The following is a 15,776-nucleotide window of genomic DNA, read 5'->3' as shown; positions in this document are numbered from 1 at the left end:
TTCCCAGGTCCTGTCTCGGTCGGCAGGCCGGTAACGCCCTGGGCAGGAAGCCTACGAATCAGCACAAGCCGTAACACGCAGCAGCCGTGCCCCTCCGGACTGCCGCACTACTTCTGCAACACCCTTCGTATCGAGCCCCAAAAGGCCGTCATATGGGTGGCTTCCGCCGCCGATTTCGTCTTTGCCAAAGTCCAGGACATACCGGAGGCCGAGCCTGTTGACGGCGCCGCACACTCTCGGGTCCCACCGCGCATCGTCAAGCTTCCTGTTGACGATATCCACGTCGGCGGGGGTAGCCGACAACATATGAAGTTGCAGAGTCTTCCGTGCGCCGAACGTGTAAGCGAGGGCGGTCCCAGTCCAAGGATTCCCCGCAAGGACCTCGCCGTCGGGAACCAGAGACGGCAGCTCGTCCAAAAGCTCTTTTTCATCGCGGCTCAGGAGGGGTGACGCTTCCGTGAGGGAGTACTTGTCCTGGGCCGAGTAAACCTGATGCAGGATGTTTGATGCCTGCCCTATCAGGAAGACGAGTACAAGAAGCCCGGCAACCGAAGCACTGCGGAAGCGTCTGCCCTTCCACGCGAGTGCCGGCTGCAGCCTGCTGGTGAGCGCGATGATCGCCCAGGAAACTACCGGCACTGCTGCAAGCGGGAGCAGGGCGGCCAGCCTGTACGGGTCCGCGTACCAAGGGCCTGCAACCGTTCTCCGGAATGGAAGCGCATCGATCGATGCCACATTGACAAACAGGTATGCCCCAACGGCAAACAAACCTGCTACCCAGCGCCTTTCCGGTGTCCTAATGAGGTAGAAAAGCCCCATCAGCATGAACACCGCGATGATTGGTGTGGACGCCTGTCCAAGTGGTGCCACCATGATGGCTTCCCCAATGGCCTGCGCGCGCATCTCAACGGGGTTCCAGTATGACGACGGATCCGGACGAACGAACCTCCAGAGCACCAGCGTGAACGCCATGGCAGCCCCGGCACCAACGACCAGATAACCGCGGCCGCGCATTCCTGCCGCGTCAATCCATTTCCTCCACAGGAATACCAGGAACACCGGCCATGTGAAAGCAACGAGGGAATGCAGCGCGCTCGGATGGGCGAGAGCCAGTCCCGGTAGGCCAAGGCAGAGCAACAGGGCTGCCGAGGAGGGAACCAAGTCAGGAACTGCGGAGACCCGGAGCAGTTGAACCATGAGGCCCAGCGCCCCTGGCAGCATGGCTACTGCCAGATGGTTCGGGTACAACACGCCAAAATCCAAAAGGAGCAGCGGAAAGGCAGCGAAGGCACCGGAAGCCACACCAGAGACCACAGGAAGAAGACCGGATGCCCCGAGCAGATGGCGGCAGAGATATATGCAGCCTGGCACCCAAATTGCCGTGGCGATAACGGCGGACACGGCAAAGATGGCAATCGGCGCAGCCTGGCCGCTGAGTGCCATGGTGAGACTGACGACGCCGTGCCAAGCCGCTGGATAGAAGGCGGATCCGTTCAACTGCCCCAGCGTGAGACTGGAAGCTGACCCTGTTTCCTTTATCCATGTCAGGGCATTCAGGTGAAATACATCGTCAATTGTCTGGGAAAACGCTCCGGGATGTCCCCAGGCTGCCACCAGCGTGGCAGCAACCAGGAGGGCGCCTAGTCCGATACCGGCTGTTGAATGTCGCGGCCAGTTTCCCTGGACCTTGAGTGCACCGGACGGCACCAGGACACGGGCAACACTCACGATGACGCAGGCAATCAGCGCGGAGCCGAAAAATTGGGGGCCACCCCACGGAATTCCACAAAGACCGAGCGCCACCGCTGAAACTGCGACGACGGACACGCTCAGCAAAGGAGCAGCCACCAGCAGCCCTAGCCCGCGAACCTTCCATGTCCAGCCCATCACGAGCCCCGGAAGAAATAGCACGGCAAGAGCCGCTAATGCAGCCGCCGAAGCGGACAACCACTCCACTTTCTCACTGCCCCTGTTCTTTTTTCGCCATTGCCGAATCGGCGCCGCCGCAGACGTCAAGCTTCAGTAGACGCGCGCCGCCTTCCTGATCAATGACGTGCGCAACGCCCGCTCTGTCCAGTCCCAGAAGACCGTCATAGTTCTCGTGCCTGAAATTACGGAACTCCCTGGTTCCAAAATCGAGCACGTATCCCACGTTGAGGCGGTCAACTGCTCCGCAGACCTGTGGATCCCGTCGGGCTTCACGCAGCTTTGCGTCTACCGTCCTCATGTCGTCGTTCACCGTGGACAACGTGTGCAGTTCTGGCGTGCGTCGACCCGTGTAGGCGTAGACGAGTGAAGCTCCTGTCCATGGATTAGCCGCAATCACGGCGTCTTTCGGAACGTGCGCAGCAACGCGCATGAGCAGGCGTTCTTCGTCGGTACTTAGGAGCTCGGACTGGTTGGTCTGGTTATATCCGTTCTGTGCATCCCATACGGCCATCCTCATATTTCCCAGCTGGCTCTCGGCAGCGAAGAGGAATACGAAAACGATCAAAACTACGGACTGGAGGGACATCCGCGGGGACTGAAGACGGCCAGCCAGTGCTGCAACGCGCAGGAGTCGGCGTTCGGCTGGTCCCCCGTGCATGGCCTTACCCACCAACCGCATTGCGCGCACCAGGAACCAGTCGAATCCAACGAGAACAATCGGCGCCATGACGACAGGCAAGAGAGCTGCAACGCGGAACGCATCGTTGTACCAAACGCCTGTGATGTACTCGCGGAACGGCACGCGATCAAAAGAGGAAACAGCGATAAACAGGAACGCTGTTATCCCAAACAAGGCCAGGAGCCAACGCAGCCTGGCCACCCTTGTCACGATAACAAGCCCACCAAGAAGGCCCGCCGCGATGAATAATCCGACAGCACCTCCCATCGGTGCCCCGAGAAATATTTGCCCCAGAGCCTGTGCCAGGGATTGAACGGGGGGGCCGATGGAGTCCACGGCCTCTGGCCGAAGCGCGCCCCATAAGGCAACGGTAGCCGCGCCGGCCAAAACCAGGACCACCACGACGATGGCCCTCGCACGCCGCTCGGGCATCCGGGCCAGAAAGCGTTGGGCCGCACGTCGATGTGCCATGATCACCAGCGGCCAACCCATGGCGATCAGTGCCATAACGGCACCGGGATGAGCCAGCGCGATGCCGGGTGCACCGACGATGAGGCAGAGGAGAGCAATTCCCTCAAATTGGCCCTTGCGGTCCGACGAGAAACCGAGCATCCGCACGAGCAGGGCAAGGACGAGCGGCAACAAGGCTGTTGAGTAGAGATTGGGGTACAAAACACCCCACATGGCCAGAAGAATCGGCTGGGCGGGGAAGGAGGCAGCGACCAGGCCGGCCAGGACACCGACCCTCGGCGATCTGGGGCACACCTGTCTGGCAAGGAGGAGTACGGCTGCGGGCCAGACTGCTGCCGCCGTGACAATGCATAGGGAGGAGACTGCAACCGGGACGGATACGCCAGCAAATTCAACAATCAAGGCACCCAGTGTGTGCCAGGCTGCGGGGTAGAAAGGAATTCCCGTCATTCCACCCAACTGCAAGGACGAGCCGGAGCCTGTCTCCACGATGTAGCGGATGGCGTTCAAGTGGAAGATGTTGTCCGCAGTCTGCGAGATATGTTGTGGTTGTCCAAACATGCGCATGAATTGGATGGCAGCCACGACTGCTCCCAAACCCAGACCGATAATGTCTGTTCGTATGCGCCTCTGGTAGCCGCCGCGAAAGTCTGACGGCGTGCTCCCGACCAGTCGGCCCACCACTGCCGCCGCAGCGGCGGAGACCAGTGCGGTGATCATGAAGCCGTTCTTGTCCCAACGAAGGCCAAGCAACTGGAAAAGGATAGGACCGACGGCCACTATCGTAGTCGTGAACAGCGGTGCCAACGCATAGAGCGTAATCCCCCGAAGCCGAAGTCCCCATCCGAGGAGAGCACCCGGGACAAAAACAATGGCGAAGGCAACAAGGAGCGACGGGACTGCGGGAAGCCACGTCAACATATGGCTTCCTCACACATGAATGGGGTCATGCTTCCAGGCTCCGGCCGCGGAGTTCCCCAACGACCTCGTGCACTTCGCCGTCCATGACCACCTTGCCGTGCTCGAGCAGGACTCCGCGCTCACAAATCGTGGCCACCAGGTCGAGATCATGGCTCACAACGAAGAGGGTCTTGCCCTTCTCAGCCAGTTCTTTGATCTTGGCGATGCACTTCCGCTGGAACGGCTCATCACCAACGGCGAGAATTTCATCGATCAGGAAGACTTCGGGATCGGTATGGACTGCGATGGAAAAGGCCAGCCGCAAGTACATACCCGATGAGTAGAATTTGACCTCGGTGTCGATGAATTCTCCAATTTCGGAGAATTCCACGATCGAGTCAAACATGTCGTCTATCTGCTTCTCGGACATGCCCAGAATGGCACCATTGAGGTAGACGTTGTCCCGGCCGCTGAGGTCGTGGTGGAAGCCGGCTCCTACTTCGATGAGCCCGGCTACCCTTCCACGGGTTCGAACGCTGCCGCCGTCTGGCTGCAGTACCCCGGAGATCAGTTTAAGCAGTGTGGACTTGCCTGAGCCGTTGAGCCCAAGGAGTGCGACGGTTTCACCTTTTCGCACTTCAAGGGACACGTCATTCAGTGCCAGGAATTTTTTGGACAGGTCGCCTTTCCGGCCCTTCACGAGCCACACCAAAGCCTCTTTGAGGGAGCGGGTATGCCGCAGGACGAATTGCTTACGGACGCCAACACAACTGATGGCGACGGGGCTGAGCGAAGTCATCTCAGAGCTCCTGGGCAAAGTGGACGGAAAGCCGGCGGAACGTCAACTGCCCCAGGAAAAGCACCCCTAGGGTCACGAGCATCGACACCGGCAGCCAGAGGGTAAACAGATCAGGGGGAAGCGTGCCGCTGACAACCTGGTCGGCCTTGAGCGTGGGCTCCCAAAAAGCCCAGTGGAATACCTCAACGGCAGTTGTCATGGGGTTCAGCTGGTATACCCAGTACCAGGGCCCCATCACACGCTCCACCATCGACCAGACATACAACACCGGTGATGCCCAAGTGACCACCATGACGATCATGTCAACGATGTTCTCCGAGTCGCGGAAGTAAACGTTGACGGCACCAAACATCAGCCCCAGCCCAGTGGCGAGCACGGAAACCATGATGAAGATCAGAACAACTGCGGCCAGCTGCAGCACTGACGGAGCCCAGCCCACGATGAGACACGCAGCAATCAGCACGATCAATTGCGGCAGGAAATGGGCCGCAGAGACCCAAACGGTTGCGACGGGGAAAAGCTCCCTCGGCAGATAGATCTTCCTGATGAGGTCCCGGTTGTCGACGATGGACCGCGTCGAGTTGGACAAAGCCTCGGTAAAGAAGTTGACGAGAACTATGCCGGCGAACAGGTAAATCGCATAATTGGGCGTTCCGTGCTCGAGATTGAGGAAGATGCCAAGCGCGATGAAGTAGATCAAGAACTGCATGAGCGGCTTTACATACGACCACAGCAGCCCAAGTACCGACCCGCGGTAGCGGATCTTGATCTCCTTGCGCACCAGCAGCTTCAACAGGAAGCGGTCACCGTATACATCCAGCAGGCCGCGGCCACTTCCGGGCCTGACGAACCCGTCACCCATCCCGGCCATCTAGTTTCCGTTCCTGACATCCAGGCCAAAGGTCTTCTTCCAGGCCTCGATTGAGGTGATTTCCGGGACGGCGGTCCGGTACTGCTCAGCCAGCTTGTCCCAATCGCGGAACAGCCGCAAATGCAGTCGACTGGCCTCCGCCAACATGGACTTGAGTTTCTTGGGGTCCCGTTTGTACCAGGACGCACCGGTCCCCTCAGCATTCGAGACGATGACACTGTCGTAGTGGGCAAGCCTGAACCAGCGGTTGTCGCGGTGTGCCAGGAAGCCTTGGGGCCGCTCTGCGTTCTCCGGTGCCGGGCTCTTAACCAATTGCCGGGACACTGTCTTGATCCCCCACGACACCAGCTCCTTCTTGGCGGGCATGCCGATAGGAGCCCCGCTCATGGGGCCCCGGCCCAACTTGGGAGCCGGAAAGTCATCGACATTTTCCTTGAGCTGGGCGTCGGAGTAGCGGGCTTTCAGCGCATTGATTTCCGGCAGCTTCGAAGCAAGCGCCCCGTGCAGTTCCGCGGGTCCCTTGAAAATGTCCCGGAGCGCTTCAATCCTGCCATGCTGCGTGAAGTACTGCATTGACACGAGGTGCTTTACGTCCGCCTGCACTGATTCACGAAGAACGCGGCCGCCCTTTGGGTAAGGACTATGGATCAGGGTTGTGACCAGTCGGTTGCGTTCGTGGAAGTAGGCTTGCCAGCCGACCATGTCATCCTTGTCTGCCCACGAGACGTGCCAAACAGCCGCACCGGGAAGGGAAACCGTAGGGTAGCCGGCTTCCTTGGCGCGAAGGCCATATTCGGCGTCATCCCACTTAATGAAGAGCGGCAGAGACAGACCGATTTCCTTGATCACTTTTGTAGGGATCAAGCACATCCACCAGCCGTTGTAATCGACATCCACTCGCCGGTGCAGCCACGCTGTCTGCCGAAGGTTGGCGACGCCGAAGTCGTGGCGGAGCTCCATGTCCGCATGCGGCTGTGCGGGCACGATGCGGAACGGGTCCACGACCTCTCCGAAGGTATGCAGCACGCTGCGGTTGTAGAGGTCGAACATATGCCCGCCGATGATCGCGGGAGTGCGGCACCGGTCGGCGAAGGTCAGCATTCGGCCGATGCTTTCGGGCTCCATGAGAATGTCGTCGTCAAGGAGCAGGACGTAGTCGCTGCCGTTCTCCACAGACTCGTACATGCCACGCGCGAAACCGCCCGAACCGCCGAGATTCGGCTGGTTAATGATGCGCAGCCTGCCTCCCAGGGAAGTTTCAACCTCGGTAAATCCTTCCTGGTCCTCCACCTTGCTGGTGCCCTGGTCCACGATCAGGATTTCCTTGACGTTTGCAAGGGCCTCCGGATTTTCCGCGAGGATTCGAGCATTATTCAGGCAAAAGTCAGGCTTGTTCATTGTGGTGATTTCCAATGTCACCTGGCCACTGCCACGGGGCGCCTCAAAGGTCTCCCACTGACCGCTTTGCAGGACCAGGTCCGTGGAACTGGCCGCAAGATCGAACCAGTACCACCCACCGTCACCGAAGGGCTTGAGTGAGAGTTCGAAGACGGAGGTTGCTTCTCCATCGACGTGCTGACCATCGACCCGCTGCACTGAGCCGCGGGCATTCGACTTGTAGACGGTGACGGCGCCGGTCCCTGACGTCTTGACCACAAGCCGGATGTCACGCACTGAGGTCCAGCGCCGCCAATAGCTGGCCGGAAACGCATTGAAGTATGTTCCGAAGGAAATCTGTTCACCGGACCGAACACGCATGGACTGCCTTGAAAGCAGATCCTCAAACCGTGCTTGGCGGCTTCCGGAACTGAACATCTGGAGCTTTTCTTCAGGCAGCTTCGGCGTACGGGCGAGCTCGTCATTCTCACGCAGACGGATGCCGCTTGCGGGACCTGCATCCACGTACAGCGGGATGGTGTCCGTCTGGTCGGGGGACGGGAGGATCACTCTCTGAAGAGCGCTCCATGAGGATGACTCTTCAGGTGCAGTCATGCGTCCACGCCTCCACTTTCCAGCTTTACTCCGCTTTCAAAATGCGGCTTGATCTTGTTATCGAACATGCTCAGCGCGGATCCGATCGCCATGTGCATGTCCAGGTACTTGTAGGTGCCCAACCGGCCGCCGAACAGAACGTCTTTTTCGGCCGCGGCGAGGTCGCGGTATTTGAGCAGCCGCTCCCGGTCCGTCGAGGTGTTAACCGGGTAGTAAGGTTCATCGCCCTTTTCCGCGAAGCGTGAGAATTCGCGCATAATGACCGTCTTTTCGGTCTGGTAGTCGCGCTCAGGGTGGAAGTGGCGCGGTTCGATGACACGGGTGTAGGGGACGTCGTCGTCGTTGTAGTTGACGACAGAGGTGCCCTGGAAGTCCTCCATGTCCAGGACTTCTTCCTCAAAGTCGATGGTGCGCCAGGAAAGGTCGCCCTCCGTGTAATCGAAGTACCGGTCCACGGGCCCCGTGTAGACCACGGGAATGTTGCCCACAACTTTGTTCTTGCTGTACTCGTGCGATTCGTCAAAGAAGTCTGTATTCAGGCGGACCTCGATATTCGGGTGCTCCGCCATCTTTTCGATCCACGCGGTATAGCCGTCGGTGGGCAGGCCCTCGTACTTGTCATTAAAGTACCGGTTGTCATAGTTGTAACGCACGGGAAGCCTGGAGATGATGCCGGCCGGCAGGTCCTTGGGATCCGTCTGCCACTGCTTGCCGGTGTAGTGCTTGATAAAAGCCTCGTACAGTGGCCGGCCAATCAGCTGGATGCCCTTGTCGTTCAGGTTCTGGGGGTCCGTTCCCGCCAGTTCCCCCGCCTGCTCCTGGATGAGCTCCCTGGCCTGGCCAGGTGTGAGGTTCGCCCGGAAGAACTGGTTGATGGTGGCAAGGTTAATCGGCAGCGAATAGACCTCGCCCTTATGGACGCCATAAACCTTATGCACATAGTTCGTGAAAGTGGTGAACCTGTTGACGTACTCCCACACCCTCTCATTCGAGGTATGGAAAAGGTGGGCACCGTACCGGTGGATCTCGATCCCGGTCTGCTCTTCCCTTTCGCTGTAGGCGTTGCCCCCGATGTGGTGGCGCCGGTCGATGACGACGACCTTCAAGCCGAGCTCAGTGGCGGCCTGTTCTGCGATTGTCAGGCCGAAAAAGCCAGACCCTACGATGACGAGGTCAGCGGTCACAAAATCTCCTGGTTCGAATGCGGGCAGCGCAATGTTACGCATTTGTCTGCTGCTCTACCCTACCCGAGGGAGCGTACGACCCGTCGAATCCGCATGCCCCCTGTGACCCGGCCCACAGGCTGGCGTCAGCCGTTATCCACATAGGCGTAGAAGCCAACGCCAAGCGTTGCGTCCGGTGTCTAGCGTGTAGCTACATGCACGAAGGAATCGACAAGTCATGACGCTTAATTGCACGCTGGTTGGCGGCCCCGGGTCACGTCCCCAGCCGCCCGTGGAGCTGTCCATTGATGCACCCGCCGGCGCGGCGGGCCACGTCATTCATGAGCAGTTGGTCCAGAAGTTCGACGTGGGCGCGGTCACGGTGGATGGGAAGGATCTGCGGTCTCTGGTCCTCGGCGTGCCGCCGCTCGTGGAGGCGGCGATCCTCGTCGACGGCGGCACCGCCCCTTCGGGCCGACGGCTGCGGCGCCAGCCCAGTGCTGATGCGTCCCCTCCCCTGGTCCTCGCCATCGACAGCGGGGCAGCAGCGGGAACTGTCGTGCCGTTACGGCGTGGCACTTACACCATCGGCCGAAGCGGCACGCGGATTGTCATCTCCGACCCGGAGCTGTCCCGCGAACATGCGCGTCTTGTTGTTACTGACACGAAAATCATGTTGGTTGACCTGGACAGTGCCAACGGCACGTACGTGGACGGTGAAAAGATACGGAGCGCCATCGTTTCGACGGACTCGACCATAAGATGCGGTCAGTCAAACCTGTCTCTGGTATTTGCAGATGTGCCGGGGAAAGTCCTGGCGGATGCCGGAAAGCCGGTGGCTGAACCGATCGTGGTTCCCGGTCGTCCTGACGCAGGAAGTCGAACGCTGATCCTTCTGACCGCAGTCCTCCCACTGGCCCTGGGAGTGCTGCTGGCCGTTCTCACAGGAACGTGGATGTTCCTTGCCTTTTCCGCGGCTTCGGTATTTGCGGCCCTGGTGCCCGCTGCCAGCGGGCGGCGGCAGAGGCGGGCACTGTCAGCCGCTGTGGCCTCAGCTGTTGCGGACGACAGGGAACGCCGACGGCGGTGCGCCCCTCCGCTGTCCATCGTCGCCTTGGCAGCCCAGAAGGCCAAAGGGATGCCGAGTGCGGGCTCCCCGGGCCAGGAAGTATGGTTGCGGCTGGGCCAGGGAGAACAGCCAGCCAATATCAAAGTGGAACCGGCTGGCCCGGCCGGGACAGTCCCAACGGCGGGAACCGTCCCTGTCGTGCTCGACCCTGCCCGCGCGCTCACCATAATCGGCGGCCCCAGCTTTGCCATCGATGGCAGCCTCCGTTGCTGTCTCATGCAACTGGCGGGCTACCCGCGCTCGGGCAATGTGCAGGTCCTCGTCTATGGCCCGCCGGGAGCCCTTCCCCTCGCAGCCCGGTATTTACCCAAAGTGACGCTGGCTGCCACGCTGAATGCCGTCCTTCATGTCCTGAACAGCTGCCATCAACAGGGCTGCGAGCGCGGCGTCCTGTTGATTCGGGGGGACAGCGCCGCAGCTGCGGCTGAACAGGCGGTGCGTGAAGCAGCGCTGCAGAGGGGGTGGCAGGTTCTTCATTTCCTGCCTGAGGACAGGGAATCACCCGCACCGGATATCTTCCTGTCCGAGCGCAGGTCAACGCTGGTGCAGAACCACCGGGAGATTGTGTTTGTCCCGGACCTGGTGCCGGCCGAGGTGTTCACCGCTTTCTGCCGACGCCTGGCAGGCTGCCGGCACCAGGACAAAGAACAGCGAAGCGGCCTTCCCGCTGCATGCAGCCTGGACGAAGTCCTGCCCCTGACGCCCGCCGCCACCGCTGAGCGCTGGAACTCCAGCGCCAGGATTGAGGGGCTGCCCGTACCCGTGGGGGTGAGCACCTCCGGAACGAAGGTCCTGGACCTACTCGCCGACGGCCCCCATCTGCTGGTGGCGGGCACAACAGGCTCAGGGAAGTCGGAACTGCTCCGGAGCCTGGCCCTCGCGCTCGCCCTGACCTACCCGCCGGACCGGGTCAACTTCTACTTCATCGACTTCAAGGGCGGTTCAGGTCTTGATCCGCTGAGCAGCCTGGTTCATTGCGTGGGACTGCAAACAGACCTTGCCGCCGACGAACTGGATCGAACACTGAGGTCGCTTCGGGCAGAAGTACGGCTCCGGGAGCGGTGCCTCGCCGCGGCCCGTGTCCCTGATCTCTCCACATACCGCTCCACTGCGGCGGCCAGAGATTTCGTACTCCCCCACTTGGTCATCGTCATTGATGAGTTCAGGATGCTGGTTGACGATGCGCCGGAAGTTCTCCGCGAGCTGCTGCGGATAGCGTCAATCGGCAGGTCGCTGGGCATCCACTTGATCATGGCCACGCAGAGACCGCAGGGAGCTTTAACAGCTGACATCCGCGCAAACGTCACTTCAAGCATCGCCCTCCGAGTGCAGTCCGACATGGAATCCGTGGACATCGTCAACTCCAAAGACGCCGCGGCCATCAGTGTTGCTACTCCCGGCCGCGCCTTCCTGGCACGCGGAACGGAAGCGGCCGGCGAGTTCCAGACGGCGTCCCTGTCGTCCGCTGCCGGAGGCATACAGCCAATCGCCGTTACCGTCCACCGGACAACGGATTACCTTGCCCGCCAGGGAGGCGGCCCCGGCGGTGGCCGGGCCTCCATACCCACCCCTGCGCAGGCAGTGGAACCGCTGGCTGCACTGGTGAAAAGCCTGTGCACTGCGCAGCAACAGGCCGTGCCGAGAAGGCCCGTGGCTCCTCCCCTGCCGGATGCACTGGAAGAGCCCTCACGGGACGGGCAAACCATGAATTCAGGAGGCCCGCCGCCCCTGTCCCTGGAACCCGAAACGCCGGCGGGGCAGGTGCGTCTTGGCCTGATGGACGTGCCCGAGAAACAAAAGCTTGAGCCCCTTGTTTGGAGCCCTGCCAGCCACGGCCACGCAGCATTCATTGGCAGCCCCGCATCCGGAGCCGGATCGGCCCTGGAAGTGGCCGTCCTTAAACTGATGGCCGGCCCCGACCAGGCCCACTTCTATTTCCTGGACTCCGCCGGGAGTTTTTGCCCGGTTGCAGGTGAGGCCCGGGTGGGCGCGCATGCCGGACTCCACGACCTCCGTCGCGGAGTCCGTATTCTGGAGCGGCTTGTCCGTGATCTGGGGCAGCGGCTGGGCCAGCCCGCCTCCGGGCAGGTACCACTCATTCTCGTGATCGTCGGCTGGGGCTCCTGGGTGTCGGCTTTCCGGTCCGGACCGCTGGCCTGGGCGGAGGATCTGGTTCAGGACCTCGTCAGGGACGGCGCCAGGGCAGGTATTACGGTTGTGGTCCATGGGGAGCGCGAGCTTGTAACGGCCAGGTTCTTTGGCGCCATTCCCAACCGATTCTTCTTTCCCGCCGGTTCCAGTGAGGAAAGCCGGGCGATGTGGCCCCGGGTGCCTGCCATGCCCGCCGTACGCGGCAGGGCGGCAGCCTTCGGTCCTGTGGCGGGTGGCGGCCCGATTGCTTGCCAGTTCTACCGCAACCCGATCCGGCGCCCTGCCGCAGCTGGAAGCGGGTCCCAATATCCACCGGCCGCATCGCCGCCCTTCCGTGTTGAACCGCTCCCCGCGAAAATCACCGTGGGGCAGGTGGCAGCGTTCATGGAGGAGGCAGGGCTGCGGCACCCGGCGGTGCAACGCTTTCCCGGGAAGGATGGAGCGGATGGGGCAGGGCGTTCCGAAATCCCGGAACCGCACCGCTGGCAGAGCGACGACTTCCTGGGAGTTGCCGGCGATGAGCCCGCTCCAGCGTCCCTGCGGTTGCCCGGCCGCGGCGTCGCCGTAATTCTTGGCAACCCGGGAAGCGGCAAAAGCAATACCCTGCTCGCACTGGCGGCACTCAACCCGGCGCAACAGTGGTGCACCTCTCCCATGCCGGCAGAGGCCACGGGAGATTTTTGGAAGGACCTGCTGGTGCAGGCGGAGGGCGGCAGACTGCCGCCGAAGACCGTGCTGCTGGTGGACGACGTCGACCAGCTTGCCCCGCCTGCGCTGAACGCTCTGGAGCAGTTGAACGCCTTGGGCCATTCCCTGGTGGTCACCGCTGCTTACAGCCCGTTGCTCTTCCAGCGCGTTCCGCTGGTCATGAACGCACGGGCTGCCGGAGCCGGGCTTCTGCTGGGTCCACGTTCAATGGCTGACGGCGACCTGTTTGGGGTCAGGTTTGACGTTGAGGCCCAACCCCCGCCGGGACGTGGCGTCCTCATCTCAGGCGGGCGCTCCTGTCCCCTTCAGGTGGCGTGGTCGGGGGCCTCAGTGTAAGCACGCCTCGACCGCGTCGAACGTACACGGGCTGGCCGGCAAGGCATCGGGCAGGTCAAAGAGCAGGGGGTGCACTTCCTGTCCGCGAGGCATGGTTGATCACCCTGTTGGAGAACAGGAGAACAATGGCAATGACGGCGGGGACCACCATGGCAAGCCCGGCAAGCATCAGTCCGCTGGTGATGGGAGGTACTCCCACGGTCACAACGAATAACTGGGCCACCAGCGCAGCCGCCCGGGTCCATCGATAGCCCCGGTAGAGAAAGACTGACACTGCAAACAGCCAGGCGGAAAACGCCAGCAGGAGGCCCAAGGTGAAGACGGCACCCCAGAACGACAGCACGGGGCTCCCGCTGAGCAGCTCATAGGCGTACCAGCCGGCCGCAACCAGGAGGGCAGCCGCCTCCGCAGCAGCGATAAGCGCCACCACCTTGGCCGCCGCCGGAACGGTCTCCGAGCCTCCGTCAGGGGAACGTTCTCCAGGACCGTTCCGGGGCTCGTCAGGAGAAGCTGGGGCACCTGCTGGGTTTACCGGGGGTCTTGACACACTGGCACCCTACCCGACATAGTCGGACACTGGTGAGGGCGGGAGCTGCCACTGTGATGCATCGCTCAGGTTTCGACGGATATCAAGCGTTATTACCCCTTGTTTACACCGCGTTAACATGACAGGCTTGATGAAGATGACCAAGGGGGCCCAGAGGGCCCTTTTCCTTTGTAGCCACTAGTGAATAATTTCACAAAGGGCTTTTCCCAGAAATGGAGCAACTGATCAGCATGGATTGGCGTAACCGCGCAGCGTGCCTCGAGAAGGACCCGGAACTGTTCTTCCCCGTCGGGAATACGGGACCGGCCCTCCTGCAGATCGAGGAAGCCAAGAGTGTCTGCCGCCGGTGCCCCGTAGTGGACACCTGCCTGCAGTGGGCCCTTGAGTCCGGCCAGGATGCCGGCGTCTGGGGCGGCATGAGCGAAGACGAGCGCCGCGCACTCAAGCGGCGCGCCGCCCGGGCACGCCGCGCCTCCTAGATAGGCCCCGCACCGCCCGGCCGCACGCCCGGGTCCAAGCAACCCCATGACAGAGGCCCCTGGACGATCCACGTTGGATCGTCCAGGGGCCTCTGCTTGTTGTACTCCCCAGGCCGGCCGGCCCTCAGGCCCAACCGGTACCGCCTACTTCCCCGCCAGGCTGAGCCGGATCTTAACGTCGGTCCCGCCGCCATCGCGGCGCTCCCAAGTGATGGTCCCGCCCAACTCGCTGGTGACGAGTGTCCGCACAATCTGAAGCCCGAGGCCCTCAACGTGCGGAGTATGTGGAAGCCCCACTCCGTCGTCGGCGATGGTCACTGTCAGCTCTTCGCCGTCATCCCCCTCAGACCGGTCGGCAACAAGCCAGACTGTTCCCGCCCGCCCCTCAAGTCCATGCTCCACCGCGTTGGTGACCAGTTCATTAATGACGAGGGCCAGCGGGGTGGCGAGATCACTGGGCAGCTCGCCGAATGTACCGGAGCGTTCCGTCCTGACTTGCTGGGAGGGGGAAGCCACTTCGGCAGAAAGCCGGAACTGGCGCCCGATCAGTTCGTCGAAATCAACGCTCTGCGTTAGGCCCTGAGACAAGGTTTCGTGGACCAGCGCGATCGTGGCCACACGCCGCATCGCCTGCTCCAGGCCCTGCTTCGCTTCGTCGCTGACCATGCGCCTGGACTGCATCCGCAGGAGGGCAGCTACGGTCTGGAGATTGTTCTTGACCCGGTGGTGGATCTCCCGGATGGTGGCGTCCTTGGTCACCAGTTCCATCTCGCGCCGGCGAAGCTCGGAGACGTCGCGGCAAAGAACCAGGGCCCCGAACCGCTGCTGCTCGTCCCGCAGCGGTATGGCCCGCAGGGACAGGCTGACCCCGCGGGACTCGATCTCGCTGCGCCATGGCATGCGTCCGGTGACCACGAGCGGCAGGGTCTCATCGACCATGCGCCGGTCCTTGAGCAGGCCGGCGGTCACCTCGGCCAGGGAGCGGCCTTCCAGGGATTCGCCGTCACCCAGTCGCCGGAAGGCCGAAACCCCATTGGGACTGGCATACTGCACCACGCCATCGGCATCCAGCCTGATCAGGCCGTCGCCCACACGGGGGGCACCGCGGCGGGACCCGGTGGGTGAGGCGAAGTCCGGCCACAACCCCAACGTGCCCATCCGCAGGAGGTCATAGGCGCACTGGCGGTAGGTCAACTCCAGCCGCGACGGCATCCGGGAGCTGGAGAGGTCCATGTGGGTGGTGACCACCGCAAGGGTCCGGCCATTGCGGACCATGGGAACCGCCTCCACCCGCAACGCCATCTCGCTGTTCCAGTTCGTCTCACTGGACCGCTCGATGGACCGCGAGTTCCATGCCTTTTCCACGAGCGGCTGCAGGTCGGAGCGGATTCCCTCTCCCACAAAGTCGCTGTGGAACGCGGTGTGCGTGGTGGAAGGCCGGACGTGGGCCAGTGCGATATAGCCAAGCTCCGGGTGGGGGAACCAGAGCGCCAGGTCGGCGAACGCCAGGTCCGCGACCATCTGCCAGTCCCCCACCAGGAGGTGCAGCCATTCGGCATCGCCCGGCCCGAAATCAGCATGTTCCCTGATGGGGTCCGTAAAGATTGCCACTGCACCTCCAT

General features: G+C 62.0%; 10 protein-coding genes. 2 read left to right on the top strand and 8 right to left on the bottom strand.

What is annotated here, in order from left to right; all coding sequences use genetic code 11:
* Window positions 1–51: 51 nt before the first annotated feature.
* The 6 genes from ACR65K_RS03235 to glf are packed head-to-tail and all read right to left on the bottom strand — an operon-like array spanning window position 52 to window position 8,825.
* Window positions 52–1,956 carry a DUF6541 family protein gene (locus tag ACR65K_RS03235; protein WP_440151311.1) on the bottom strand — a complete coding sequence of 635 codons (1,905 nt, stop codon included), beginning with the start codon at window positions 1,954–1,956 and terminating at the stop codon, window positions 52–54.
* A 4-nt stretch (window positions 1,957–1,960) separates the two neighbouring features.
* A complete protein-coding gene (locus tag ACR65K_RS03230) occupies window positions 1,961–4,000 on the bottom strand; it encodes a DUF6541 family protein (protein WP_440151310.1) in 2,040 nt (679 codons plus the stop codon).
* Between the two features lie 25 nt (window positions 4,001–4,025).
* Window positions 4,026–4,778, bottom strand: a complete 753-nt coding sequence (locus ACR65K_RS03225) for an ABC transporter ATP-binding protein (protein ID WP_056334874.1) — start codon at window positions 4,776–4,778, stop codon at window positions 4,026–4,028.
* Between the two features lies 1 nt (window position 4,779).
* Entirely contained in the window at window positions 4,780–5,649 is an 870-nt protein-coding gene (locus ACR65K_RS03220; protein WP_056334871.1) for an ABC transporter permease, read from the bottom strand.
* Entirely contained in the window at window positions 5,650–7,641 is a 1,992-nt protein-coding gene (locus ACR65K_RS03215) for a glycosyltransferase (protein WP_440151309.1), read from the bottom strand. It lies immediately after the preceding gene.
* Window positions 7,638–8,825 (bottom strand): UDP-galactopyranose mutase, encoded by a 1,188-nt coding sequence (gene glf / locus ACR65K_RS03210; protein ID WP_440151308.1) that lies wholly within the window; start codon window positions 8,823–8,825, stop codon window positions 7,638–7,640. The genes ACR65K_RS03215 and glf overlap by 4 nt, the downstream gene beginning before the upstream one ends.
* 217 nt (window positions 8,826–9,042) lie before the next feature.
* On the opposite strand from glf, the gene ACR65K_RS03205 reads away from it, so the two are divergent.
* On the top strand, window positions 9,043–13,128 hold the full coding sequence (locus ACR65K_RS03205; RefSeq protein ID WP_440151307.1) for an FtsK/SpoIIIE domain-containing protein: 4,086 nt from the start codon (window positions 9,043–9,045) through the stop codon (window positions 13,126–13,128).
* Between the two features lie 55 nt (window positions 13,129–13,183).
* On the opposite strand, the gene ACR65K_RS03200 is transcribed toward ACR65K_RS03205, so the two are convergent.
* Window positions 13,184–13,675, bottom strand: a complete 492-nt coding sequence (locus tag ACR65K_RS03200; protein WP_440151306.1) for a hypothetical protein — start codon at window positions 13,673–13,675, stop codon at window positions 13,184–13,186.
* Window positions 13,676–13,905: 230 nt separating this feature from the next.
* On the opposite strand from ACR65K_RS03200, the gene ACR65K_RS03195 reads away from it, so the two are divergent.
* Window positions 13,906–14,154 carry a WhiB family transcriptional regulator gene (locus ACR65K_RS03195; protein WP_015937605.1) on the top strand — a complete coding sequence of 83 codons (249 nt, stop codon included), beginning with the start codon at window positions 13,906–13,908 and terminating at the stop codon, window positions 14,152–14,154.
* A 144-nt stretch (window positions 14,155–14,298) separates the two neighbouring features.
* On the opposite strand, the gene ACR65K_RS03190 is transcribed toward ACR65K_RS03195, so the two are convergent.
* The gene (locus ACR65K_RS03190) at window positions 14,299–15,765 is read right to left on the bottom strand and encodes a sensor histidine kinase (RefSeq protein WP_440151305.1); all 1,467 of its coding nucleotides are present in this window, start codon (window positions 15,763–15,765) and stop codon (window positions 14,299–14,301) included.
* Window positions 15,766–15,776 lie beyond the last annotated feature (11 nt).

The organism is Arthrobacter sp. SAFR-179 (assembly GCF_059414945.1).
The sequence above is the reverse complement of the archived record's forward strand: the minus strand, read 5'-3'. Positions and strand labels throughout refer to the sequence as shown.

What these genes read in the sequence shown, in the direction of transcription:
- ACR65K_RS03230 (WP_440151310.1), bottom strand. Translation starts at nt 4,000, where the DNA reads ATGTTGACGTGGCTTCCCGCAGTCCCGTCGCTCCTTGTTGCCTTCGCC.
- ACR65K_RS03225 (WP_056334874.1), bottom strand. Translation starts at nt 4,778, where the DNA reads ATGACTTCGCTCAGCCCCGTCGCCATCAGTTGTGTTGGCGTCCGTAAG.
- ACR65K_RS03220 (WP_056334871.1), bottom strand. Translation starts at nt 5,649, where the DNA reads ATGGCCGGGATGGGTGACGGGTTCGTCAGGCCCGGAAGTGGCCGCGGC.
- ACR65K_RS03215 (WP_440151309.1), bottom strand. Translation starts at nt 7,641, where the DNA reads ATGACTGCACCTGAAGAGTCATCCTCATGGAGCGCTCTTCAGAGAGTG.
- ACR65K_RS03205 (WP_440151307.1), top strand. Translation starts at nt 9,043, where the DNA reads ATGACGCTTAATTGCACGCTGGTTGGCGGCCCCGGGTCACGTCCCCAG.
- ACR65K_RS03195 (WP_015937605.1), top strand. Translation starts at nt 13,906, where the DNA reads ATGGATTGGCGTAACCGCGCAGCGTGCCTCGAGAAGGACCCGGAACTG.